Origin of the sequence: Kribbella sp. NPDC051586 (assembly GCF_044453965.1) — a bacterium.
Lineage (GTDB): Bacteria > Actinomycetota > Actinomycetes > Propionibacteriales > Kribbellaceae > Kribbella.
Genome location: NZ_JBITDF010000001.1, coordinates 125,149 through 148,128 on the forward strand (window position 1 = coordinate 125,149; position 22,980 = coordinate 148,128).

Consider the following 22,980-nt stretch of genomic DNA (forward strand, 5'->3'; position numbering starts at 1 on the left):
AGATGGCCGACTTCACCGCCAGCGTCTACCAGAACGAGTTCCTGCCCGACGGCGGGACCGACGTACACGCCATCGTCACGGTGAACTGCACCGGTGCCGGCGCTGCCGGGCAGTCCGGTAGCGGAGACGCGGGCGAGATCATCATCGTCGACACCTCCGGCTCGATGGGCCGCGACGGCGTGCAGGCCGCGGCGTTCGCCGCCCAGACCGCGCTCGACCAGATCCTCGACGGGGTGTGGTTCGCGGTGATCTCCGGCAACGACCGCGCGCAGCTCGCCTTCCCGCCGTCGGCGGAGCCGGTGATGGTCAGGATGGACCCCTACACGCGGCAGGCGGCCAAGGACGCCGTGTCCCGGTTCTACGCCGACGGCGGTACTGCGATGGGCACCTGGCTGCGGCTGGCGTCGCGGGTCTTCGCGACCGTGCCGTCGCTGTCCCAGAAGCACGCGATCCTGCTGACCGACGGCGAGAACCAGCACGAGACCCCGGAGGCGCTGACCCAGGCCATCGAGTCGGTGACCGGCCAGTTCCAGTGCGACACCCGTGGCGTCGGCGTGGCCTGGCAGGTGGACGAAGTACGGCGGATCGCGCAGGCCCTGCTCGGCACCGTCGATATCATCCCGGCGCCGGACCAGCTGGCCGCCGAGTTCTCCAAACTGATTCAGAACGCCATGAGCCGCGGTGTGGCCCAGGCGGACCTGCGGGTGTGGGCGCCGCAGGGCGCCGAGGTGCTGTTCGTCCGGCAGGTCGCTCCGACGGTCGAGGACCTGACGTCCCGGCGTACGGCGATCAACCCGCTCACGGGGTCCTACCCGACCGGTTCGTGGGGTGACGAGTCCCGCGACTACCACGTGGCGATCCGGCTGGCCGCGAAGGCGATCGGGCAGGAGCAGCTCGCTGCGCGGGTCCAGCTAGTGCTCGGCGACGACGTGGTCGCGCAGGGCCTGGTCAAGGCGCTGTGGTCGGCCGACGAGGCGCTGACGACCCGGATCAGCCCGGAGGTCGCGCACTACACCGGGCAGACCGAGCTGGCGCAGGCGATCCAGGACGGTCTGGCCGCCAAGGCCGCCGGTGACACGGCGACTGCGACGACGAAGCTCGGCCGGGCGGTCCAGCTCGCGGCCGCGACCGGCAACGAGGAAGCGACCACGCGGCTGCGCAAGGTTGTCGACATCGACGACCAGGAAACGGGTACGGTGCGGCTGAAGCGGACCGTGGAGAAGGCCGACGAGATGGCTCTCGACACGGCCTCCACCAAGACGACACGGGTGAAGAAATGACCGTCAACTGTCCGAGTGGGCACCCGTCCACCTCGACCGACTACTGCGACGTCTGCGGCCTCCCGATCGGCGCTGCCGCCACTCCGGCGGCGGCCTCCGTCCCGGCGCCCGCGGTTGCCGCGCCTGGTCCGGCTGCCACGCCGGCGCCTGCTCCGGCCGGACAGACGTGCCCCAACTGCCAGGAGCCGGCGTCCACGGACGCGTTGTTCTGTGAGAACTGCGGCTACGACTTCACCACCGGCACCATGCCACGGGCCGCGTCCTCGCTGGACATCTCGAGTACTCCGGCACCGCCGGCCCCGCCCGCTGCGATCGCCGAGTGGGTGGCCGAGCGCTGGGTCGACCCGGACTGGTACGCCGTACAGCAGAGCGACGACCCGTGTCCGTCACCTGGCCTGCCGACCGTCATCCCGTTGACCGAGAAGAGCCTGCTGATCGGCCGTCCGTCCCGCAGCCGGAACATCCACCCCGAGATCGACTGCGGCGACGACACCGGCGTCAGTCGCCGCCAGGCCCAGCTCACCACCGACGGCCAGCGCTGGTGGGTGGAGGACCTGCAGTCCTCCAACGGCACGTACGTCGCCTCGGCCGCCGGACCGCTCCCGGAGGACCCGATCATCCCGGGCCAACGCCAGGAGCTGAACCCGGACGACCGCATCTACGTCGGCGCCTGGACCCGCCTGGTGGTCCGCAAGGCCACCCCGGAGGAGCAGGCCGGACAGGCTTAAGGAATCAGGACCAGCTTGCCGCCGGCGCCGCCGGTCGCGAGCAGATCCAGGGCTTGCTGGGCGTCGGTGAGCGGCAGGGTCTTGGCGACCGAGGTGGTGAGTTCGCCGGCTTCCGCTGCGCGGACGAGGGCGGCGAGCCGGGTGCCGTCCGGTTCCGCGCGAACGATCTGCGGCTCGATGCCGCGCTCGGCGGTGAACTGGCCGCCAGGCACCCAGAACTCAGGCACCGTGGTGACATAGACGCCGGCGTCGCGGACGGCCGCGAAGGCCTGGCGCGCTCGCGGTCCACCCACGACATCGAGCGCAGCATCAACCGAAGCCTCGGCGACCGGGGCACTGTCGCGGCCCGCCTCGATGACCGTGATGCCGCCGGCGCGGGCGAGCTCGACCGCGAAGCGTCCGATCGCGCCGCGCGGGCCGTTCACGAGCAGGGATTGACCCGGCTTCAGATCGAGGAGCTCCAGCGCCTGGTGAGCAGTGAGGCCGGCGAGGGGGATCGTCGCCGCTTCGGCCCAGTCCAGGTTCTCCGGGGCCGCAGCGACGTACGACGCCGGCAGCGTCACGTACTCGGCGTACCCACCGGCTTGGCTCCGCGAGTGACCGGTGCTCGCGATGACCGCCGCACCACGCGGCCAGTCACCGGCCTCGACGACGCCCGCCACGTCGTACCCCGGGACCAGCGGCAGGCGAAGTTCGTCGTACCACCGGTATTGGCCGGCCACCATGCCGAGGTCCGCGGGGTTCACCGCCGCGGCCAGCACCTTGATCAGGACCTCGCCGTCAGCGGGTTCCTTCACCGCCAGGGTGTGCGGCCGGAGCGTTGCTCCGGGACCCACTCGATCGGTTGCCATCGCGCGCATCGTCGTCATGCTCACGACGGTAGGCAGCACCGGGCCGGCTGTCGTTGATCGAGATCAATCGCCGCCGGATCCGGCTGAGCGCCTCGGGCGTGACACCGACGTACGACGCGATGTGCCGCTGGGTGAGCCGGGACGCGAGGGCGCCCTGGTCGGCGAGGAAGCGCTGGTACCGGGTGCCCGCGTCGTCCAGCAGCAGTTCGCTCTGCCGCTGGTCGAGCCGCACGTACAGCGCCTCGGTGAGCTTGGCGATCAGCTGCTGCCATCCGGGGCTCTCGGCAACCAGATCGTCGTACGCCGGCCGCTCGGCGACCATCACCTCGGAAGGCTCGAGCGCCTCGATCGCGATCCGCGACGGTTCCTGCCGGAGTACGGCGCTGTACGCACACACCAGCTCGCCCTCGGCGCGGAACGCGAGCGTCCGCTCGGCGCCGGACTCGTCGGCGCCGAACAACCGGAACAGCCCGTGCTCGACCAGCGCAACCCGATTCGGTGCATCGCCTTGCCGCACGAACAGCTCCCCGCGCTCGACCCGCACCGGCCGGAACAACCGGCGGCCGCGATCCGCCTCGTCCGCGGGCAACTGCCGCAGGAACCGCTCGAACTCGGTCACCCGCCTATTGTCTCCCAGCAGGCATGTCGCGGCTCGTCAGCTGCCTGGTTGCGGCTCGTGGGTCCACACCGGCGACGGGTTGAAGCACAGCCATTCGATGACGGTCGAGCCGACGACGATCGGGATGGCCCAGGTCCACGGGTGGCGCGGGATGCTGACGATGGCGACGGCGGTCCAGAGCGCGATCCAGCCCCCGCCGTACCCACGCAGGACCCCGCGGTACCAGAGACCGCCGGGGGCTTCGGCGGAGCGCTGGCCGAGGTACACGAACAGGTACGACGCGATGGTGATCGGCCAGAAGTACCAGAGCCGGCCCCAGTCGTAGGGGACCATCACCAGGGCGCTCAGGCAGACCAGCGCGATCGTCCAGTGGTAGACCTCGCCGGCCCAGTTCAGCCCGCGCCGGCGCAGCGTCAGCACGATCGCGAGCGGGCCGAACAGCACGGCGAGAATCCCCGCCACGACGTGCAGAATCAGCGCGATGTCACGCATCGCGGCGACTCCCCCGCTCCCCGCTCCCCCCGGAGCTAACTGACATGTCAGGGAGCATAGGGCGCGGGGTCGTCGCTCGTCTGTACCTCGGAAGCGCGAGTTCAGCTCTCCGGGAAGGACAGCACCCGGCGGACTGCGAAGTTCCGATATCCCTGCCGTTCAAAGGACTTCGCCATCGGGACGTTGCCGAAGTCGGTGTCGGCCCGGACCCGCTTGGCGTCCATCTCAGCCTGCATGTGGGTGATCTCGGCCAGCAGGTCGTCGATGAAACGGTGGCCGCGCTGTTCGGGCACGACACCCAGGTAGCCGACCGTCGGGCCGGCCGCGTTCGCCGACGGGATGGCGAACCCGATCAGCTTGCCGTCGGCGTCGTCGTACCCGAGCCGCCACCAGGCCCGGTCGCTGTTCGGCATCGACTTGTAGACCTTGAGTTCCTCCCGGGCCGAGCCCTCGACGCCGAGCCGGGCGATCTCCCGCGCGGTCGCGGCGTCCAGACTGCCCTGGCTGACCCGCATGAACACGTCGACGAACGCCTCGTCGTCGGCCGGCTCGAACCTGATCCGCGTGGAACGCTCCGGCAGGCCGTACTCCGGCTTCCACTCGTAGCGCAGCCGGTCGGTGATCGCGGTCAGCCCGGCCGCCGCGGCCGCCTGGGCCCGCGGTTCGAGCGCCGCGACGACATCCGGCTTGTCCTGCCAGTCGCCGGCCAGGAAGAAGTGGTACTCCGGCGGCTCGGCGTCGGCCGGCCTCGAGGCGAGGACATGCTTGATCAGTTCGGTCCACGCGGGCACCGGGTCGCCGTCGCCGGTGTAGTACAGGCCGTCGATGCTGAACGGCTGCTCCTCGCCCGGTGCGCCCCACCAGATGGCGAGGGCCTGGATCACGCCGTTCTCCTCGACGACCCAGTTCCACTCGTGCCGGTAGTAGCCCTCGGCAACGTATTCGAGGTACCGCTCGTGGGTGACCGTGTTGACGGACTTCTGCTGCTCGATCAGAGCAAGGATGGTGTCGAGGTCGGCCTCGACGGTGTTGCGAATCGTCACGAATCCTCCAGCAGGAGGCGCGGACCGGCTCAGTGCGAGCTGCGGGAGCGGGTCAGGTGCGCCGGGAAACAAGTCGGTGTGCTCATCGGTCGCTCCTTCCACTCCATCGTCGTTCTCGCCGGGCCAGAGCTTAGGGGCCGGGCGGGGTCATAGTCCATCTGGTATTCACACCTGGGATGTACGAACGTTTGTTTGCCGGGGAAGCGTCCAGGCATGAGAACCCTCATCGCCGCCGTGGTCCTGGCGACCACCGCCGCCTTCGGCTCCACGGCCTACGCCGCCCCGACCACCGCCCCCACCTCCAGCCCCGCCTCCAGCACGTACGTCGTCGCTGCGATCGACACGTGTGCGCTCAGCTCGCTGCCGTCGCAGGCAGCCGACACGCTCGGCCTGATCCACTCCGGCGGACCGTTCCCGTACCGCCAGGACGGCATCGTCTTCCAGAACCGGGAAGGCATCCTCCCCGACGAGTCGAGCAGCTACTACCACGAGTACACCGTGAAGACGCCCGGCTCCACCGACCGCGGTGCCCGCCGGCTGATCGGCGGCGGCGCGACGACCGACCCCGAGCACCTCTACTACACCGGCGACCACTACGCGACGTTCTGCGAGGTGGACGAGAACAGCTGAACCGCTGAGAGTAGTCTCGTCGGCACGTTGAGTGATCACTCCATCGATGGAAGGACGCCTCACCGATGCCGACTCCGCGACCAGGCCCTGCGTGTCGCGCCCGCCGTTTGGGCCGTGCGGGCCGTTTGGGCCGTGCCGGCCGTGCGGTGGCTGCCGGTCTGTTGCTGGCTGCCGCGCTGCTCGCCTTCGGCCGGCCCGAAGCCGGGCTGGCCGAAGCGACCGGCGACCCGCTGAAGCTGACCAACGGGCTGTACGTCGACCCCGACTCGGCCGCGGCAGCCTACGTACGACGGCACCCCGAGGACACCGAGCTCGCGTTGAAGATCGCCGGCCAGGCGTCGGCGCGGTGGTTCGGCGCGTGGAGCGGGGACGTGACGGCGGGCGTCACGGCGTACACGACGGCTGCGGACCAGGCCGACAAGCTGCCGGTGCTGGTCGCGGACAACCTGCCCGGTGGACCCTGCGGTATCGGTGGCGGGGCCGCCGACGCAGCGGCGTACCAGGGCTGGATCGCGGCTCTGTCGGCCGGGATCGGCGCACGGCCTGCCGTCGTGGTGCTCGAGCCGGATGCGCTGGCGCGGCTCGACTGCTTCCCGCCCGCGCAGTGGGACGGGCGGATCGCGATGCTGAAGTACGCCGTCGGGCTGCTGGCGGTGAAGAACGCGAACACCTGGGTGTACCTCGACGCCGGGAACGTGTCGTCCGGCGACGCGAAGGAGATGGCGCGCCGGCTCCGGCTCGCCGATGTCGGGAAGGTCCGTGGCTTCGCGCTGAACACGGCGAACTACTTCACGACCGAGCAGTCGGTCACCCGCGGTACGGCGATCCTCCAGGCGCTCGGCGGTGGCAGCCACTACGTCATCGACACAAGCCGCAACGGCAACGGCTCCGACGGCAGCTCCTGCAACCCACCCGCCCGCAAACTAGGCACTCCCCCCGCCAAGGCCCCCTCCCCGGTCGACCTCCACCTCTGGCTCCGCACCCCCGGCGAATCCGACGGCCCCTGCGGCCAAACCCCCACCCTCCCCACCCGAACCTTCTCCCCCCTCCTAGCCCACAACCTAATCACCGGCCTCTAACCCCTCCCCCCAGCCCTCCGCCCCGAGTCGTGTCAAACGGCTGGAGGCCGCCTCGCCGAGTCGTGGGATACGGCGACAAATTCCAGCCCCAACCCACGACTCGCCGTTCCACAAACAACCCAAACACCACGACTCGGCAAAGCGGACCTGGCGGAGGGCGGACCTAGCCGGCGGGCGGACCTGGCCGGGCGGGACGGCGGGGCGGACCTGGCGGGCGGCGGGCCTGGCGGAGCGGATCTGGCGGGACGGGCCTGGCCGGGGGCGGACCTGGCCGGGCGGACCTGGCCGGGCGAGCTGGGCGGGGCGGACCTGGCCGGGCGGACCTGGCGGGGCGAGCTGGGCGGGGCGGACCTGGCCGGGCGGCGGGCCTGGCGGAGGGCGGGCCTGGCCGGGGGCGGGCCTGGCGGGGCGGAGCTGGTGGGGCGTGGTGGGCGGGGTGGCGGTGGAGGGGGCTGGGGGATGCGGGTCCTGGTGCAACGGCAAGCGGTCCCGGGACGGGGCCCGGGACCGCTTGGTTACTGCTGGGTGTTGTCGGACTTCAGATCAGAAGTCCATGCCGCCCATGTCGGGCGCGCCGCCCGGAGCGGCCGCGGCCTTCTCCGGCTTGTCGGCGATGACGGCCTCGGTGGTGAGGAACAGGGCCGCGATGGACGCCGCGTTCTGCAGCGCCGAGCGCGTCACCTTGGCCGGGTCGATGATGCCGGTCTTGATCAGGTCCACGTACTCACCGGTCGCGGCGTTCAGACCGTGACCCGGCTCGAGGTTGCGAACCTTCTCCACCACGACGCCGCCCTCGAGGCCGGCGTTCACGGCGATCTGCTTGAGCGGAGCCTCGACGGCCTGGCGCACGATCTGCGCACCGGTCGCCTCGTCACCCTCGAGCTCCAGCTTCTCGAACGCCGCGACGGACGCCTGCAGCAGAGCCACGCCGCCACCGGCGACGATGCCCTCCTCGACGGCCGCCTTCGCGTTGCGAACGGCGTCCTCGATGCGGTGCTTGCGCTCCTTCAGCTCGACCTCGGTGGCCGCGCCGACCTTGATCACCGCAACACCGCCGGCCAGCTTGGCCAGGCGCTCCTGCAGCTTCTCGCGGTCGTAGTCGGAGTCCGACTTCTCGATCTCGGCGCGGATCTGGTTGACCCGGCCGCCGATCTGGTCCGCGTCGCCCTCGCCCTCGACGATGGTCGTCTCGTCCTTGGTGACGACGATCTTGCGGGCCTGGCCGAGCAGCTCCAGGTCGACCGAGTCGAGCTTGAGACCGACCTCCTCGGAGATCACCTCGCCGCCGGTAAGGACGGCGATGTCGACCAGCATGGCCTTGCGGCGGTCACCGAAGCCCGGCGCCTTGACGGCGACGGCCTTGAAGGTGCCCTTGATCTTGTTGACGACCAGGGTCGCCAGCGCCTCACCCTCGATGTCCTCGGCGATGATGGCCAGCGGCTTGCCGGTCTGCATGACCTTCTCCAGCACCGGGACCAGGTCCTTGATGCTCGAGATCTTGCTGTTGACGATCAGGACGTACGGGTCGTCGAGGACCGCTTCCATCCGGTCGGTGTCGGTCACGAAGTACGGCGAGATGTAGCCCTTGTCGAAGCGCATACCCTCGGTGAGCTCGAGCTCGAGGCCGAAGGTGTTGCTCTCCTCGACGGTGATGACGCCTTCCTTGCCGACCTTGTCCATCGCTTCGGCGATGATCGAGCCGACCTGGGTGTCCGCGGCCGAGATGGACGCGGTCGCCGCGATCTGCTCGCGGGTCTCGACCGGCTTGGCCAGCGACAGCAGCTGCTCGCTGACTGCCTCGGTCGCCTTCTCGATGCCCTTCTTCAGGCCCATCGGGTTGGCGCCGGCCGCGACGTTGCGCAGACCCTCGCGGACGAGAGCCTGTGCCAGCACGGTGGCCGTGGTGGTGCCGTCACCGGCGACATCGTCGGTCTTCTTGGCAACTTCCTTGACGAGCTCGGCCCCGATCTTCTCGTACGGGTCCTCGAGCTCGATCTCCTTGGCGATGGAGACGCCGTCGTTGGTGATCGTGGGGGCGCCCCACTTCTTCTCCAGCACGACGTTGCGGCCCTTCGGGCCGAGCGTCACCTTGACGGCATCGGCGAGGGTATTCATCCCTCGCTCGAGGCCACGGCGCGCCTCTTCATCGAAAGCAATCAGCTTGGGCATTCTCCGCGAGTCCTCCCGCGTCGAGTCTTTGTGGTCCAGCCGGCCCGGATGCCCGCGACGGACGGCACCGACCCGCGACGCTCATGTCCCGCCACGCTCCGGCACCTCATCGAGGCCGTCTTCTTGCACACTCCGGGGCGCGAGCACTTATCACTCTCGCCCTTGGAGTGCTAACCAAGTATTAGCACTCGACCCAAACGAGTGCAAGCCAGGCACCTCGGACGCTCACGCCTCCGCCGGGCCGAAGACGATGATCCGGACGCCGGTCTCGGTCCCCGGCTGGTGCCGGCTGCCGGCCTGGTAGTAGAGGTACGTCCCCGCCGGGTAGGACCGGCCGTGGTCCAGCAGCTCGCCCGACGCGACATAGATCAACTCGTCCCGGTCGTGCACGTCGACCTCCGGCCAGGTGATCCCGGGCTCGAGATCGAAGGCGCGGACCAGGACCTGCCCGCTGGACGGCAGCGCACGGCGGACGATGCCCGGTGCGACCGCGGTGGTTTCGGCGTTATCGAGAAGGACTGCTTGAGGTTCGTTCGACATGCTCACAATCTGGCATCACGATCTGTCCCGCAACAGTCTCATCCCGGTCCTCCACCGGACGCATCCGGTCACACCGGCTGCCCTGCGGGCCGCGTTCGGTCAGCCGGCCAGCTGGGCGATGAGGTACTTCGGGGCAGTCAGGCGCCACGCTTCGGTGATCAGCTCGGCCAGCTCCTCCTCGTCGGCCAGGTCCAGCTGGATGAGGACCCAGGTGAAGCGGCCGCCGTCCCACGACCTGGCGTAGACCTCAGGGCTCTCGGCGACGAGCGCCTCCTGCTCCTCGCGGAGCGCCTTGAGGTGCAGCTGCGTCTGGTCCTCGGACATGTAGGCGAAGCTCTTGTTCCGCACCTTGAACACCGGCTGCCCCGCCCACCCCTCATGCTCTTCGGCGCCCGGCAACCCAGCCATCACCTTCACCACCACCTGCGCATCCATACCCCGACGCTAAGCACCCCCGCCGACAGTTTCACTTCACCACGGTGACCGTCACAGCCGTCCCGAGCGCCAGCATCGTGCCCGGAGCAGGCGAGACCCCGAGGACCTGTCCAGAGAGGTAGTTGACGTTCTTGGTCGACCGGAAGGTCGCCTTCAATCCGAGCTGCTCGAGCACAGCTGCGTACTGCACACCCCGAAGCACCTGCGGAAACGACTGGTAGCCGGGTACGCCGACCTGGTCAGGCACGATCACGACCCGCGACAGGAGCCGGTCGACCTCAGCGGCGCTCGTCGAGGACTCGGCACGGAACCACACGTCGGAAAAACGCACCTCACCCGAGCAGATCCGGACGCCGCTGCTTCCGGTGGCGCACGTCGTCTGCCGTCGTAAGGCAGGTACGCCGCCCACCGTGATGTGCTGGTCGGTTTTGACCCCTAGATCGGGTCCGCCACGTCCCAGCTTCACGCTGTCGACCCCGGCCGGGCGATAGGCCATGCAGTACTGCCCCGCACTGGGATCGTCGATCTGGACCGTGTCCCGCAGCGGCGTACCGCATCGGCTCTGATTCGTCCCCCAGTCACTGGGTACGGCGATAGCAATGTGTCCGAGGCCGACCAGACGCATGGCGGCCGGCGGCGGGCTGGGAGATGTAGCAGGTGGTGACACAGCGGGACCGCGCTGAGCGGCCAGTGTCGTCCCAGCGATGACCGCGACCACAGCGGCGGTGCTGAGCGCCGACCAAACGACGGTGCGACGACGCCGTCGGTGGGTCGCTCCGGCGTACAAGGCGTCGAGTGGTGGCGGGCCTACCGGGGTTTGGTCGGCTGCGCGTTCCAGGAGGTCGGTCAGGTTGGTCATCGGGGGTCTCGCAGTTCTGCCAGGTGTGGGTCCTGTGCGAGTGCCTTCACCGCACGGGACAGGCGGCTCTTGACCGTGCCGGCGGCGACGCCCAGGACGGTGGCCATCTGCTGTTCATTCAGGTGCGCGTAGTACCGCAGTACGACGGCTGTCCGCTGGTCGTCCGGTAGGCGGCCGAGTGCGCGCATAACCGCGTCCGAGTCGTCGACATCCGCGGTCCGGTCGCCACCGCCGGACTCCGGGATGGCGGCCGACGGCAGCTCGCCGTGCCAGCGGCGTCTGCGGGAGGAGCGGAAGCAGTTGACCAAGACCCGGTGCACATAGGCGTCGCGGTCGTCGGCGGCGCGGACGCGGTTCCACTTCACCAGGCAGCGCTCCAGGGCGGTCTGGACCAGGTCCTCGGCCTCTGGCGGGGTACAGCCGAGCAGAACCGCCGCTCGGACCAGCGTGGGCCAGCGCGCGGTCACGTACTCCGTGAACTCGTCCATCCGCCCCTCCTCACCCCTACAGACAGGGTGACTGCTACCTGGGGTTCCCGCACGGACGGCGTACTGCGGAATCGAAAGTCGTCAGGGGTCGATCAGGGGTCGGTCGGTACGGATCCTGATGTGGTGAGGGGTGCCGGAACGGGACAGTTGAGCCATGACGAACTCCAACGCACCGTTCCAGAACCTGTCCGGCAAGGTCCTCCGTCGGTCCTCGAACCAGCGGATGCTCTCCGGTGTCTCCGGCGGCATCGCCGAGTACCTGAACATCGACGTGACCCTGGTCCGCCTCGGCTGGGTCGGCCTCACCCTGATCACCGGCGGCGCCGCGATGATCGGCTACGCGGTCGCCTGGATCGTGATCCCGGAGTCCGACGGCAAGGCCGTGTGGCAGAACGTCCAGCAGTCGGTCAACCAGAACCAGCACCAGCACCAGCACCAGGACACGACCGAGAACGACATCGCCTCCCGCATCTACGACGACACCACGACCAACAACAAGCCCCCGGCCGCATGACACCGTCTGCGCCTCGCGCAGGCGCAGCGAACACGGCGGGGTGATCGCACCGGCGATCACTCCGCCGGCGACCGTCTAGACCTGCAGGGCCGGCTTGCGAAGTGCTGCGAGCGCCTGGTCCGGGTGGTCGGCGAAGACGCCCTGCAACCCCAGAGCGGCGAAGCGCTTCAGTTCGGTCGGGTAGTCGGTCGCAGCGGGCAGGAAGCGGCGCTCGGCGCGGAACGTCCAGACCTGGACCGCCAGCCCGGCGCGGTGCGCCTGCTCGACCAGTCGGGTCGGCTCCCCCAGACACCCGTCGACGGTCCGCGGGATCACCAGGTCCTTGTTCGGCGCCAGTACCTGAGCGTACGTCGCAATCTCCCGCAGCCCCGCCGGCTCGATCAGATCGGCGTACGTGCGACCGTCACCGTTCCGCAGGAAGTCGTTCGGCGCACTCTCGGAGTCGATCAGCTGCACCAACGGCACCCGCGTCATCACCGACAGCCGCCGCAAACTGGTCGGCTCGAACGACTGCACCATGACTTCGTCCTCGCGCAGTCCGAGCGCCAGGATCCGCTCCGTCAGCAGCTCCTCCAGCGGCAGCCCGAGCCGCCGGAAGTACGCCGGATGCTTGATCTCGGGGATCACCCCGATCGGCCGCCCGAGCCGCGCGGACTCCCGCCGCGCCAGCGCGACCACCTCGTCGAAGGTCGGGATCTCCTCCGACCCGTCGTACGCCGTGTTGCCCGCCCGGAGCGCGGGCATCCGCTCGCGCGCCCGCAGCGTGCGCAGTTCGGCGAGCGTGAAGTCCTCGACGAACCAGCCGGTGACCGCGGTGCCGTCGACGATCTTGGTGATCTTCCGGTCCGCGAAGACCGGATGCTCGGCGACGTCCGTGGTACTGGAGATCTCGTTCTCGTGCCGGCAGACGAGGATGCCGTCGAGGGTCGCGACCAGATCGGGTTCCAGGTAGTCGGCGCCCTGTGCCGCGGCCAGCCGATAGGCCGCCGGCGTGTGTTCCGGGCGGTAGCCGCTCGCTCCCCGATGCGCGATCACCAACATGGATCCAGGACAGGGGCCGGAGATTGCCCGTCGGGAACCCGTTGCCCAACGCAAGGTGAAGCTCTACCGACCGTCACGAGGGTGCCGTTCGCGGGGTCCACAGACGCGATTAATTCGCATGCAAACTGTCGGAGCCGACACCTAGCCTGAGGGGGCCATGAGACAACTTCCCCTCGCCGATCCCGGCGTCCCGAATCACCGCTCGCCGGCCCGCTACCTGTGGTGGGTCGCCGGCGGTCAGGCCCGCACGCTCGCCGGCGGCATGGCCTTCGGCATTCTGTGGATGGGGGCGCAGGCCTTCATCCCGGCGATCCTCGGCCGGGCGATCGACGAGGGCATCGCCGCGCAGGACGGCGAGCGGCTGCTGCGGTGGACGGCGCTGCTGCTCGTGGTCGGCGTGGTGCAGGCGCTGGCCGGCATCATGCGGCACCGGTTCGCGGTGACCAACTGGCTGATGGCGGCGTACCGGACGGTCCAGGTGGTGACGCGGAAGTCGGCCCACCTCGGAGCGACGCTGCCCAAGCACCTGGCCACCGGTGAGGTCGTCAGCGTCGGCGCCGGCGACCTCGCCTACGTCGGGAACCTGATGGAGGTCTCGGCCCGGTTCGCGGGCGCGATCGTCGCGTTCGTCGTGGTCGCGGCGATTCTGCTGTCGTCCTCGACCACGCTCGGCCTGGTCGTGCTCATCGGGGTGCCGATCATGCTGTTCTGTCTCGGACCGATGCTGAGGCCGCTGCACCGGAGGCAGTCCGCGCAGCGCGAGGCAGTCGGCGAGCTGAACTCGTTGGGTTCGGACATCGTGGCCGGGCTGCGGGTGCTGCGCGGTATCGGCGGTGAGGAGTCGTTCTCCCGGCGATACCGGAGTGAGTCGCAGCAGGTGCGGAAGGCAGGCGTCCGGGTGGCCGGGATCCAGTCGGTGCTGGATGCGGCCCAGGTGCTGCTGCCAGGGATCTTCGTGGTGCTCGTGGTCGGCCTGGGTGCGCACTTCGCGCTGCGAGGTGACCTGAGCGCCGGGTCGCTGGTGGCCTTCTACGGATATGCGACGTTCCTGGTCCTCCCCCTGCGGACAGCGACCGACTTCGCGAACCAGCTCATGCGTGGGCTGGTCGCCGCGGGCCGGGTCATCCGGGTCCTGAAGTTGGAGCCGGACGTCACCGATCCGGAGAAGCCGGTGCGGCTGCCGGACCACGGCGACCTGGTCGATCCGGTGTCAGGCGTCCGAGCGCGCGACGGAGTGCTCACCGCGGTCGTTTCTGCCGAGTCGGACAGCTACGCCGACCTCGCAGACCGCCTAGGTCGCTACGACGACAGCAGCGAGGTCCGGTACGGCGGAGTGACGCTGGCCAGCGCGACCAGGGCGGATGTCCGGGAGCGGATCCTGGTGAGCGACATCGGCTCCCAGATGTTCACCGGAGTACTGCGGACCGAGCTCGACCCGGACGGACGCCGTACCGATGACGAGCTCATGGCCGCGCTGCGTACGGCGTCCGCGGAGGACGTCCTCGTCGCGCTGCCGGACGGGCTCGACTCCGAGGTGGAGGAGAAGGGCCGCTCGTTCTCCGGTGGACAACGCCAGCGACTCGTCCTGGTGCGGGCGCTGCTCGCGGACCCGTCGGTGCTGGTCCTGGTCGAGCCGACCTCGGCCGTGGACGCGCACACCGAGGCGCGGATCGCGGAGCGGCTGCGCGACCACCGAGCCGGCCGGAGCACTGTCGTGCTGACCGCGAGTCCGCTGCTGCTCGACCGGGTCGACGAGGTCATCTTCGTCGCCGCCGGCCGGGTGGTTGCCACCGGCAAGCACCGTGAGCTGCTCGAGAGCGAGCCGCAGTACCGCCGTACCGTCACCCGCCAGACCGAAGAAGAGGAGGCCCTCCGATGAGGCAGATCCTGCCCGTGGCCGGGTCGGCCGAGATTCGGCAGCATGCTCGCCGGCTGGCCCGGCGGCACCCGCGCAATCTGTTGATCGCGTTGGTGTTGCACGCGTTGGCGGCAGTGTCCGGGCTGGCGGCGCCGCGGCTGATCGGTGACCTGGTGGAGGACGTGCAGCACGGCACGACCGCCACGAAGGTCAACGAGGTGATCGTCGTGATCGCCGTCTTCATCGTGGCGCAGTCGCTGCTGACCCGCTGGGCGCGGTACCGCTCGTTCGCGCTGGGCGAGCAGGTGCTGGCCGAGTTGCGGGAGGAGTTCGTCGACAACGCGCTCGCGCTCCCGATCGGCACGGTCGAGCGGGCCGGCACCGGCGACCTGCTGTCCCGGACGTCGCGGGACGTCGACACGCTGTCGCGGACGGTGCGGTTCGCCGTACCCGAGACGATCATCGCGTTCGTCACCGTGATCTTCACGGTCGTCGCGACGGTGCTGGTCGGGGTCTGGGTGCTGGTGCCGCTGGTCGCGATGGTCCCGCTGCTGTGGCTGAGCACGAAGTGGTACCTGCGTCGCGCGAAGGCCGGTTACCTTCGCGAGAATGCGGCGTACGCGCAGATGACCAGCTCGCTCGCCGAGACGGTCGAGGGCGCACGCACCGTCGAGGCGCTCCGGCGGTACGACGATCGCGTGCGGCGCGGTGATGTGGACATCCGGGGTTCGTACCTCGCCGAGCGGTACACGTTGTTCTTGCGGACGATCTACTTCCCGGCTGCCGAGCTGGGGTATCTCGTGCCGGTCGTGGGCACGTTGCTGTTCGGTGGCTGGCTGCACCTCAACGGTCATGTCTCGCTCGGCGCGGTGACGGCCGCCGTGCTGTACGTGAACCAGCTGATCGATCCGGTCGACCGACTGCTCTCGTGGCTGGACGAGCTTCAGTCCGGTGGTGCTGCCTTCGCGCGGCTGTTGGGCATCAGCGACGTACCGGATGACCGGACGCCTTCGGGGCAGGAACCTTCGTCGGAGTTGGTCGAGGCGCGCGATGTGCGGTTCTCGTACGTGGAGGGTCGCGACGTACTGCACGGTGTGGACCTGACCATCCAGCCGGGTGAGCGGATCGCGATGGTCGGGCCGTCCGGTGCGGGGAAGTCGACGCTGGGGCGGCTGGTCGCGGGCATTCACCCGCCGCGGACCGGTTCGGTGACGGTCGGCGGTGTCGGGATGACCGACCTTCCGCTGGACGAGCTCCGCAAGCAGGTCGCGCTGGTCACCCAGGAACACCATGTCTTCGTCGGCACGCTGCGGGACAACCTGTCGATGGCGCGTCCGTCGGCCACGGACCCCGAGCTGCTGGAGGCGTTGGCGGCGGTTGACGCGCGTGAGTGGGCGCAGGCGCTGCCGGATGGGCTAGACACTCGCGTCGGCTCTGGTCAGTTGGCGCTAACCCCTGCCCAGGCACAGCAGTTGGCACTAGCCCGGTTGGTCCTGGCCGACCCGCACACGCTGGTCCTCGACGAGGCGACGTCCCTGATCGACCCCCGAGCCGCCCGCCACATGGAGCGCTCCCTAGCCGCCGTTCTGGAAGGCCGCACAGTCATAGCAATCGCCCACCGCCTCTACACCGCCCACGACGCCGACCGCGTCGCAGTAGTAGAAGACGGCCGCATAACCGAACTAGGCAGCCACGACGACCTAGTAACCCGCCAAGGCTCGTACGCCGCCCTCTGGACCTCCTGGCACGCCTAACTGAAAGACCCCCGCCATCCCGGCCGGGGTCTTTCAGCGTTTGCGTAGTTGGAGGACTGAGGAGTCGACGTGTGGGGGTGGGGTGAAAGCCTTGCGGGGAAGGCGTAGTCCGATGGACGGGTTGTAGTAGCGGTACCAGCGGTTTGCGCCGGGTGCTTCGCCGCGTGCCCACCGGTTCGCCACCTGGCGCTGGAGCACGAGATCCGCCGACACCAGACGCGAGCCCGGCGCCAGCAACCGCTTCAGCAGCAACGTGGAGATGTTGTACGGCGGACTCGACACCACCCGGAACGGCCGCGACGGCAACCGGAGATCACCGGCATCGGCACGGACCACCGTCACCGGCGCATCCGCGAACCGCTGGCGCAACCGATCGGCGCGACCAGGATGGAGTTCGACGGCGAGCACCCGGGCACCAGCCCGCACCAGCGGCGCGGTCAGCGCACCGAGTCCGGCCCCGACGTCGAGGACGAGCTCACCCGGTTCGACCCCGGCCGCGTCCACAACCCGTTGGGCCCAACGACTATCGAGCGGATGCCATCCCCAGGCACCCCTCGCCTGCCCGGAGCCGGGCACGACGGACCATCACAAAGTACGTATTCATGCGACCGACCCTAGACCGTCGAACCGCCACGCCTCAAAGCATTTTCGGCGCCGCCCCCAGCGACAGAACCGTCTCCGTCGTACGCCGCTGCGCCAGCTCGAGCCGGCTCTTCTTCGCCACGGACGCACCCTTCGCCAACTCACGCCGTACGTCGAGGACCCGTACCGGCAGCACATCCGTCATCAACAGCGGCGCGAACTCAGCGTGCTCGGTCGACCAGCGATCCCCGTCGCGCTTGAACGTGAAGCGAACCAGAAGCCCTTCAGCCTTGGCGCTCTGGGGCTCGCGATGCGCCGCGACCAGGTTCCCGAGGCCGTACGCGACCCACTTGCCGTCGATCTCCTCCATCGGCTGCACCACATGCGCGTGATGGCCGAGCACCAGATCGATGTTGCTATCGGCAAGCAGTTGCGGAGCGATCTCGCGCTGCTGGTCGTTCAGCTTGCTCGAGTACTCCGTACCCCAGTGGCAGCTGACCAGCACCAGGTCGGCACCGCGGTCCTTGGCCTCCTGCGCCTTGCGGCTGATCATCTTCGGGTCGATCGTGCCTGCGCGCCACGTCTGACCGTTCGGGTACGGGAGCCCGTTGAACCCGAACGTGAAGCTGAGCGAAGCGATCTTCACACCGCCGACGTCGATGATCGTCGTCTGCTCGGCCTCGACCCGCGACCGCGCCGTACCCGCGTGCCTCAAACCCACCTTCTCCAAGGTGTTGAGGGTCCGATCGACACCGGCCGCACCGCCGTCGAAGCTGTGGTTGCTGGCGGTGGTGCACAAGTCGTACCCGGTCTGCTTGAGCGCGGTCGCCATCTGCGGCGGACCCTGGAAGAGCGGGTACCCGTGGTACGGACCGCCGAGCGGTGCGAGCGGCGTCTCCAGGTGCGAGATGGCGAGATCCGCCTTCTGCACAAGGGGTTTCACGCTGCTCATCAGCGGCGCGAAGTCCCAGGCTCCACCTTTGCCGTCATGCTTGGCCGTCGTCCACAGGCGCTCATGGAGCAGTACGTCGCCGGTCGCCACGACTGTGATCCGGTCAGGCTCGTTGCGCGGTTTGGGCGGCGCGCTCTTCGTTGCCTGACCGCTGGTCGTGTCCGCGTAGGTGTCCGCGATACATCCGGTCGTCGCCATCGCCGCGGCGCCGGCAAGCATCCCCCCGAGCACCGCACGTCGTCGTACTGCCATCCCCACCCCCCTTGTCGCCGATGAAGACGCGACACAAGGGCTGTTGGTTGGGACGGAGATCTGATCGTGTCTTAGGCGATCAGGTTCGAGCTGCCTGTTCTGCCGTCCTGCCGGTTGTCCTGGCAGGCGTTGACCAGGTCGTCGAGGGAGATCTCGAGGGTCGCGGCGACGGCAGCCACCGTGAACAGCGCCGGCGTCGGGATGCGCCCGGTCTCGATCTTGCGGAGCGTGTCGACCGAGACGCCGCACGCCGCGGCCACCTCGACCATGCTGCGCTCGCCGCGTGCCTCCCGGAGCAGACGGCCGAGCTGGCGACCGCGTTCGCGATCCCAGCTGGACAAAGGTGGTCGGACCATGAGTGTGATAGTAGTACCGGTATAGTTATCCCGGGAAATCGAGTCGTGGACGAGGAAGCAGAACGATGGTCGAGTTGAAGACGGCGGCGGAGATCGAGCAGATGCGCGAGGCCGGGCGGGTCGTCGGCAACGCGCTGGCCGCGGTGAAGAAAGAGGCCGCGCCCGGGGTCTCGCTCCGCGAACTCGACGAGGTCGCGCGGGAGGTACTGCGTTCCGCCGGGGCGGTGTCGTTGTTCGAGGGGTACCAGCCCGGGTTCGCGACATCGCCGTTCAGCGGGGTGATCTGCACGTCGGTGAACGACGCCGTACTGCACGGCCTGCCGAGCGACCTCCGGCTTGAGGACGGCGACCTCCTCAACGTCGACTGCGGGGCGTCGGTCGACGGATGGTGCGCGGACGCGGCGACCAGTTTCTGCGTCGGTACGCCGCGGGCCGAGGACCTCGAGTTGATCGCGACCACCGAGGAAGCACTCGCCGCGGGCATCGCGGCCGCCGTCGCAGGCAACCGCATCGGCGACATCAGCGCCGCGATCGGACGGATCGGCAAGCGCGACGGCGTCGGCACGAACCTCGACTTCGGCGGCCACGGCGTCGGCCGGCGGATGCACGAAGATCCCCACATCGCCAACGGCGGCCGCCCCGGCCGAGGCCTCAAACTCCGCGCCGGCCACGTCTTCGCCATCGAACCCTGGTTCTGGTCCGGCCCCGGCAGCACCTACCTCATCGACGACGACGGCTGGACCCTCCGCTCCGCCGACAAAACCCGAGGCGCCCACGCCGAACACACCGTCGCCATCACCCAGGACGGCCCCCAGATCCTCACCCTTCCCTAAGCACTGCTTACGGAGGAACAGGTGCGGAAGAGGCGCGTGATCGCGGGCGTCGCGTGTCTGGCGGCGGTCTGTATCGGGGTTTGGCCGGCGGTTCGAGAGCCCGCCGACTGGTATTTCGCGCCCGCCATCACCAACCAGTCGGCGGAGAAGTTGACCTTGGAAGGTGTCGAGCCCGGAACCTTGCCCGAGGGTTTGACCTTTGTCGGAGCCAGGCTTTCGACAAGGACGCGTTCATCGCCGGTATCCCGATGTCATGGGATACCAGCGGTGGCTCGGCCAACGACGATCCGTCGACGAAGCCGTCGACCGAAGTCCGGGGCTTCACGCTGTTCCCCGGGCAGACCTTGCCGGACGACAAGGTCGTCTACTTGCACATCCGGGTCACCACCAGCACGCGACCACTCAAGTCCGATGGCGTCAGGTTCGTCTACGAGCAAGGCAGCAAACGCTACTCGCAGACGCTGAGTGCGAACTTGACGATCGCTCCTCCAGCGGCTCATTGATGATCGTCCGGCGGCCTCAGAAGAGGGGTTGCTGGGTCGGGGGTTCGGGGCGCGGTTGCCGGCGGGCCCGGCGCTGCCCGCCGGTGCGCGCTCCTGTGGGTGGGGCGCGGAAGCGGCTGGTGGTGGGATCGGGCTCGCCCCAGCCGGATTCGGAGATGGAGCCGGAGACTTCGACGATGCCGGTGGGGTGCATGCCGTTGATGGGTTTGGAGCGGTGGGAGGAGCCTCGGCCGAAGCCGTGTTTGTCGAGGAGGGGGCGGGCCTTGTCTTCGAAGGCTTTGCGGTAGCTGGGGCTGGCGTAGGAGCCGTGGGCGTACAGGGATTCGTAGCGGCTGACGAGGTTGGGATGGTCGTGGGCCAGCCAGCTCATGAACCAGTCTTTGACGCCGGGGCGTAGGTGGAGGATGAGGGTGGTCACGCCCGTGGCGCCGGCTTCGGAGAGTTGGGCGAAGAGGTGGTCCAGGTGGTCGGCGGAGTCCGTCAGCCACGGGAGGACGGGGGCGACCATCACCCCACACGGGAGACCGGCATCGCGGATCGCGCGGATGAGGTCGAGGCGACCGCGGACCGATGGGACGCCGGGCTCCAGGCGACGGCGGAGTTCTTCGTCGCCCAGAGCCAGGGAGATGCCGATGCCGACCCGCACCTCGGCAGCCGCCGAAGACAGCAAGGCCAGATCGCGCCGGAGCAAGGTGCCCTTGGTGAGGACCGACAACGGCGTGCCGGACGCGGCGAGGGCCTCGATGATGCCGGGCATCAGGCGGTAGCGGCCCTCGGCGCGCTGGTACGGATCGGTATTGGTGCCGAGGGCAACTTGCTCGTGGGTCCAGGACGGGCGGGCGAGCTCGCGCCGCAGCACGTCGGCGACGTTGGTCTTCACCACGATCTGCCGGTCGAAGTCCTGGCCGGTGTCGAGCTCCAGGTACTTGTGGGTCGGCCGGGCGAAGCAGTACCTGCAGGCGTGTGTGCAGCCGCGATACGGATTGACCGTCCAGTTGAACGGCAGCCCCGTCCCGGGCACCGAGTTCAGCGCGGACCGCGCGAGCACCTCATGGAATGTGATCCCCTGGAACTCCGGCGTCGTCACCGACCTGACCAGTCCCGCGATCAACCCGAGCCCTGGCAGCGTCCCCGGGGTCTCGACATCGATCTGCTGACCTGCCCATCTCATGCCATATAGTCGAACACATGTTCCCTTAAATCTCCAGAACAAACCTTGACCACGGACCGCGGAGCCCTCCTCAATGAAGAAGAACTCTTCGCGAAGAACTCTTCTGGGTTAGGCTGGCGTCATGAGCGATCAGACGCCGTCACGCGACATCGTCTTGGATGCGGCGACCCTGCGGGTGCTGGCTCATCCGATGCGGCTGACCTTGCTGGAGCACCTGCGGCAGCGCGGTCCTGCGACAGCACGGCAGCTTGCGGCGCAGTACGAGATCGACTCGGGTGCGGCGAGCTATCACCTGCGGCGGCTGGCGGACGGAGGTCTGATCGAAGAGGACCACGAGCGCGGCACCCGGCGTGACCGCTGGTGGCGGGCTCGGCATCGCTCGTCGGTGCACCAGCCCGCCGACAGCGGTCCCGACGAGCAACAGGACAGCCGTGCATACCTGCATGCGGTGGTGCTGGCGTACAGCGAGCAGCTGCGACGGCTCGCCTACACCGCGCCGCTACTGCCGGACGAGTGGTACGAGGCGTCCACCTTCAGCAACTACACGCTCCGAATGACGCCGGAAGAGCTCAACGAGGCCAAGTCCGAGCTGGCCGCGGTGATCAAGAAGTACCGCGACCGCGATGAGGGTGCGGGCGTGCCCGTAGCCCTGCAGTTGCACGCCTTTCCGCTGGTAGAGCCCGACGATGACGCTTAGCGGCGCAACTCCCGGCGTCGCCTACCGGGACGGCAATGTCCTTCGCTGGACGGCCGCCTACACCGCATCGGTCAGTGGCGACGTGGTCTTCTTCCTCACCCTGCCCTGGGCGGTGACCCGGATGGCCGGACCTGCCCAGGTCGGCGCGGTCCTGGCCGTCGGTGCCGTTCCCCGGGCGGTGCTGATGCTGGCCGGCGGGGTGATCGCCGACCGGTTCGGGCCCGGCCGCGTGGTGATAGGCAGCGATCTCGCCCGCTGCCTGATCGTGTTCTGCGCCGCCGGGCTGATGCAGTTCGCAGCTGCTCGGCTGCCGCTGCTGTTCGCCGTCGCGCTGATCTTCGGCGTGATCGACGCGTTGTTCATGCCTGCGGTCGGGGCCCTGGCCGGCCGGCTCACCGATGTGGGGCAACTCGGCCGGGTCCAAGGGCTGCGGATGCTGGCGGTCCGGCTCAGCAACGCGGTCGGTCCCCTGATCGCGGCGATCGTGTTGAGCGCCGCAGGAGTTGCCGCAGGGTTCGGATTGGCCGGCTTGCTGTTCAGCTTGTCCGTAGGTCTTCTGCTTGCGGTGCGCCTGAACCGGATCCAACCCGGCGTGCGGTCGACAGGCTCACCGTTCGCCGACCTCAAGGACGGGCTGCGACACCTGCGGCGAAACCGGCAACTGACCCGGCTGGTTGTAGTGGTTGGGCTGGGAGAGCTGTGCTTCAGCGGCCCGGTCAGCATCGGCCTGGTCCTGCTCACCGCCGAACGCCACTGGGCCCCGGCCGTTCTCGGATGGACGCTCAGTGCGTTCAGCGTCGGAGGTGCCGTCGCCGGGATTCTGCTCACCGCTCTGACGCGCGTCCGGAGAGCAGGCGTCGCACTCGCGTGCTGCCTGCTGGCGACCGCCGTTCTGGTCGGCACCTTGGGGCAGGTCACCACCGCCGGCCTGCTCATCGCCTGTGCGGCTGTGCTCGGAGCGCTCAGCGGTGTCGCGTCTGCGATCGGCAACGCCGTACTGCAACGCAAGACCGATCCTCGTTACCTCGGCAGAGTCAGCTCGGTGACCTCCCTCTCCACCGTGGGCCTGAGTCCACTCCTGTACCCGGCCACCGGCTTCGTCGCGGCGGCCTGGGGGACAGGCGTCTTCTTCGCAGGGTGCGCGGTGATCTGCCTGCTCGCGGCACTGATCGCCGCAACCAAATCCGTGCGCGGCTCTGAGCTCTAACACCGCCACCACGTTCTCCGCGCTCAAGGAACCAGGCTCGAGCTCAC

Annotated in this window: 25 protein-coding genes; 11 read left to right on the forward strand and 14 right to left on the reverse strand. The window is 69.1% G+C overall.

The features are described from left to right. The first annotated feature begins 2 nt into the window (after window positions 1-2). Window positions 3-1,280 carry a VWA domain-containing protein gene (locus ACIA58_RS00615; protein ID WP_396401481.1) on the forward strand — a complete coding sequence of 426 codons (1,278 nt, stop codon included), beginning with the start codon at window positions 3-5 and terminating at the stop codon, window positions 1,278-1,280. Next, window positions 1,277-2,008: an FHA domain-containing protein gene (locus tag ACIA58_RS00620; RefSeq protein WP_396401482.1), complete on the forward strand. Its 732-nt coding sequence runs from the start codon at window positions 1,277-1,279 to the stop codon at window positions 2,006-2,008. Before ACIA58_RS00615 ends, ACIA58_RS00620 begins: the two co-directional genes overlap by 4 nt. On the opposite strand, the gene ACIA58_RS00625 is transcribed toward ACIA58_RS00620, so the two are convergent. The 4 genes from ACIA58_RS00625 to ACIA58_RS00640 all read right to left on the reverse strand — a co-directional run bounded on the left by ACIA58_RS00625 (window position 2,005) and on the right by ACIA58_RS00640 (window position 5,013). Next, window positions 2,005-2,877 (reverse strand): NADP-dependent oxidoreductase, encoded by an 873-nt coding sequence (locus ACIA58_RS00625; protein ID WP_396401483.1) that lies wholly within the window; start codon window positions 2,875-2,877, stop codon window positions 2,005-2,007. The two genes, ACIA58_RS00620 and ACIA58_RS00625, sit on opposite strands and share 4 nt — an antisense overlap. Then, window positions 2,789-3,478, reverse strand: coding sequence for a Crp/Fnr family transcriptional regulator (locus ACIA58_RS00630; protein ID WP_396401484.1), 690 nt, complete (start codon window positions 3,476-3,478; stop codon window positions 2,789-2,791). The genes ACIA58_RS00625 and ACIA58_RS00630 overlap by 89 nt, the downstream gene beginning before the upstream one ends. A gap of 36 nt (window positions 3,479-3,514) precedes the next feature. Continuing rightward, on the reverse strand, window positions 3,515-3,970 hold the full coding sequence (locus tag ACIA58_RS00635; RefSeq protein WP_396401485.1) for a hypothetical protein: 456 nt from the start codon (window positions 3,968-3,970) through the stop codon (window positions 3,515-3,517). A 101-nt stretch (window positions 3,971-4,071) separates the two neighbouring features. Beyond that, window positions 4,072-5,013 carry a GNAT family N-acetyltransferase gene (locus tag ACIA58_RS00640; RefSeq protein ID WP_396401486.1) on the reverse strand — a complete coding sequence of 314 codons (942 nt, stop codon included), beginning with the start codon at window positions 5,011-5,013 and terminating at the stop codon, window positions 4,072-4,074. A gap of 213 nt (window positions 5,014-5,226) precedes the next feature. On the opposite strand from ACIA58_RS00640, the gene ACIA58_RS00645 reads away from it, so the two are divergent. Both ACIA58_RS00645 and ACIA58_RS00650 read left to right on the forward strand, forming a co-directional pair. Beyond that, complete coding sequence (locus tag ACIA58_RS00645) at window positions 5,227-5,643, forward strand: ribonuclease domain-containing protein (RefSeq protein WP_396401487.1); 417 nt, start codon at window positions 5,227-5,229, stop codon at window positions 5,641-5,643. A 146-nt stretch (window positions 5,644-5,789) separates the two neighbouring features. Beyond that, window positions 5,790-6,722: a glycoside hydrolase family 6 protein gene (locus ACIA58_RS00650; RefSeq protein WP_396401488.1), complete on the forward strand. Its 933-nt coding sequence runs from the start codon at window positions 5,790-5,792 to the stop codon at window positions 6,720-6,722. Window positions 6,723-7,265: 543 nt separating this feature from the next. Here ACIA58_RS00650 and groL read toward each other — a convergent pair. The 5 genes from groL to ACIA58_RS00675 all read right to left on the reverse strand — a co-directional run bounded on the left by groL (window position 7,266) and on the right by ACIA58_RS00675 (window position 11,213). Further along, window positions 7,266-8,891 carry a chaperonin GroEL gene (gene groL, locus ACIA58_RS00655; RefSeq protein WP_396401489.1) on the reverse strand — a complete coding sequence of 542 codons (1,626 nt, stop codon included), beginning with the start codon at window positions 8,889-8,891 and terminating at the stop codon, window positions 7,266-7,268. A 225-nt stretch (window positions 8,892-9,116) separates the two neighbouring features. Continuing rightward, complete coding sequence (locus tag ACIA58_RS00660; protein WP_396401490.1) at window positions 9,117-9,431, reverse strand: cupin domain-containing protein; 315 nt, start codon at window positions 9,429-9,431, stop codon at window positions 9,117-9,119. Window positions 9,432-9,530: 99 nt separating this feature from the next. Then, the gene (locus ACIA58_RS00665; RefSeq protein ID WP_396401491.1) at window positions 9,531-9,866 is read right to left on the reverse strand and encodes an MmcQ/YjbR family DNA-binding protein; all 336 of its coding nucleotides are present in this window, start codon (window positions 9,864-9,866) and stop codon (window positions 9,531-9,533) included. A gap of 31 nt (window positions 9,867-9,897) precedes the next feature. After that, window positions 9,898-10,725, reverse strand: coding sequence for a PASTA domain-containing protein (locus tag ACIA58_RS00670; RefSeq protein ID WP_396401492.1), 828 nt, complete (start codon window positions 10,723-10,725; stop codon window positions 9,898-9,900). Further along, a complete protein-coding gene (locus tag ACIA58_RS00675) occupies window positions 10,722-11,213 on the reverse strand; it encodes a SigE family RNA polymerase sigma factor (protein WP_396401493.1) in 492 nt (163 codons plus the stop codon). Before ACIA58_RS00675 ends, ACIA58_RS00670 begins: the two co-directional genes overlap by 4 nt. Before the next feature lie 154 nt (window positions 11,214-11,367). On the opposite strand from ACIA58_RS00675, the gene ACIA58_RS00680 reads away from it, so the two are divergent. Then, complete coding sequence (locus ACIA58_RS00680; RefSeq protein ID WP_396401494.1) at window positions 11,368-11,727, forward strand: PspC domain-containing protein; 360 nt, start codon at window positions 11,368-11,370, stop codon at window positions 11,725-11,727. 75 nt (window positions 11,728-11,802) lie between these two features. On the opposite strand, the gene ACIA58_RS00685 is transcribed toward ACIA58_RS00680, so the two are convergent. Continuing rightward, window positions 11,803-12,768: a glycerophosphodiester phosphodiesterase gene (locus ACIA58_RS00685; RefSeq protein WP_396401495.1), complete on the reverse strand. Its 966-nt coding sequence runs from the start codon at window positions 12,766-12,768 to the stop codon at window positions 11,803-11,805. A 157-nt stretch (window positions 12,769-12,925) separates the two neighbouring features. Between ACIA58_RS00685 and ACIA58_RS00690 the strand changes: the two genes are divergently transcribed. Both ACIA58_RS00690 and ACIA58_RS00695 read left to right on the forward strand, forming a co-directional pair. After that, window positions 12,926-14,647: an ABC transporter ATP-binding protein gene (locus ACIA58_RS00690; RefSeq protein ID WP_396401496.1), complete on the forward strand. Its 1,722-nt coding sequence runs from the start codon at window positions 12,926-12,928 to the stop codon at window positions 14,645-14,647. Beyond that, a complete protein-coding gene (locus ACIA58_RS00695; RefSeq protein ID WP_396401497.1) occupies window positions 14,644-16,380 on the forward strand; it encodes an ABC transporter ATP-binding protein in 1,737 nt (578 codons plus the stop codon). The genes ACIA58_RS00690 and ACIA58_RS00695 overlap by 4 nt, the downstream gene beginning before the upstream one ends. A gap of 33 nt (window positions 16,381-16,413) precedes the next feature. On the opposite strand, the gene ACIA58_RS00700 is transcribed toward ACIA58_RS00695, so the two are convergent. The 3 genes from ACIA58_RS00700 to ACIA58_RS00710 form a co-directional block, all read right to left on the reverse strand. Beyond that, on the reverse strand, window positions 16,414-16,956 hold the full coding sequence (locus ACIA58_RS00700; protein WP_396401498.1) for an rRNA adenine N-6-methyltransferase family protein: 543 nt from the start codon (window positions 16,954-16,956) through the stop codon (window positions 16,414-16,416). A gap of 61 nt (window positions 16,957-17,017) precedes the next feature. Next, window positions 17,018-18,166 carry a CapA family protein gene (locus ACIA58_RS00705; RefSeq protein WP_396401499.1) on the reverse strand — a complete coding sequence of 383 codons (1,149 nt, stop codon included), beginning with the start codon at window positions 18,164-18,166 and terminating at the stop codon, window positions 17,018-17,020. 71 nt (window positions 18,167-18,237) lie between these two features. After that, window positions 18,238-18,522 carry a helix-turn-helix domain-containing protein gene (locus ACIA58_RS00710; RefSeq protein WP_396401500.1) on the reverse strand — a complete coding sequence of 95 codons (285 nt, stop codon included), beginning with the start codon at window positions 18,520-18,522 and terminating at the stop codon, window positions 18,238-18,240. A 65-nt stretch (window positions 18,523-18,587) separates the two neighbouring features. Between ACIA58_RS00710 and map the strand changes: the two genes are divergently transcribed. Further along, on the forward strand, window positions 18,588-19,355 hold the full coding sequence (gene map / locus ACIA58_RS00715; protein ID WP_396401501.1) for a type I methionyl aminopeptidase: 768 nt from the start codon (window positions 18,588-18,590) through the stop codon (window positions 19,353-19,355). A 248-nt stretch (window positions 19,356-19,603) separates the two neighbouring features. Beyond that, the gene (locus tag ACIA58_RS00720) at window positions 19,604-19,858 is read left to right on the forward strand and encodes a hypothetical protein (RefSeq protein ID WP_396401502.1); all 255 of its coding nucleotides are present in this window, start codon (window positions 19,604-19,606) and stop codon (window positions 19,856-19,858) included. 16 nt (window positions 19,859-19,874) lie between these two features. Here the strand turns inward: ACIA58_RS00720 and ACIA58_RS00725 are convergent, their stop codons facing one another. Continuing rightward, complete coding sequence (locus tag ACIA58_RS00725) at window positions 19,875-21,029, reverse strand: Rv2578c family radical SAM protein (protein ID WP_396401503.1); 1,155 nt, start codon at window positions 21,027-21,029, stop codon at window positions 19,875-19,877. Window positions 21,030-21,150: 121 nt separating this feature from the next. On the opposite strand from ACIA58_RS00725, the gene ACIA58_RS00730 reads away from it, so the two are divergent. Together ACIA58_RS00730 and ACIA58_RS00735 are read left to right on the forward strand one after the other, a co-directional pair. After that, window positions 21,151-21,726 (forward strand): helix-turn-helix domain-containing protein, encoded by a 576-nt coding sequence (locus ACIA58_RS00730; RefSeq protein ID WP_396401504.1) that lies wholly within the window; start codon window positions 21,151-21,153, stop codon window positions 21,724-21,726. After that, on the forward strand, window positions 21,716-22,933 hold the full coding sequence (locus ACIA58_RS00735) for an MFS transporter (protein WP_396401505.1): 1,218 nt from the start codon (window positions 21,716-21,718) through the stop codon (window positions 22,931-22,933). The genes ACIA58_RS00730 and ACIA58_RS00735 overlap by 11 nt, the downstream gene beginning before the upstream one ends. Window positions 22,934-22,980 lie beyond the last annotated feature (47 nt).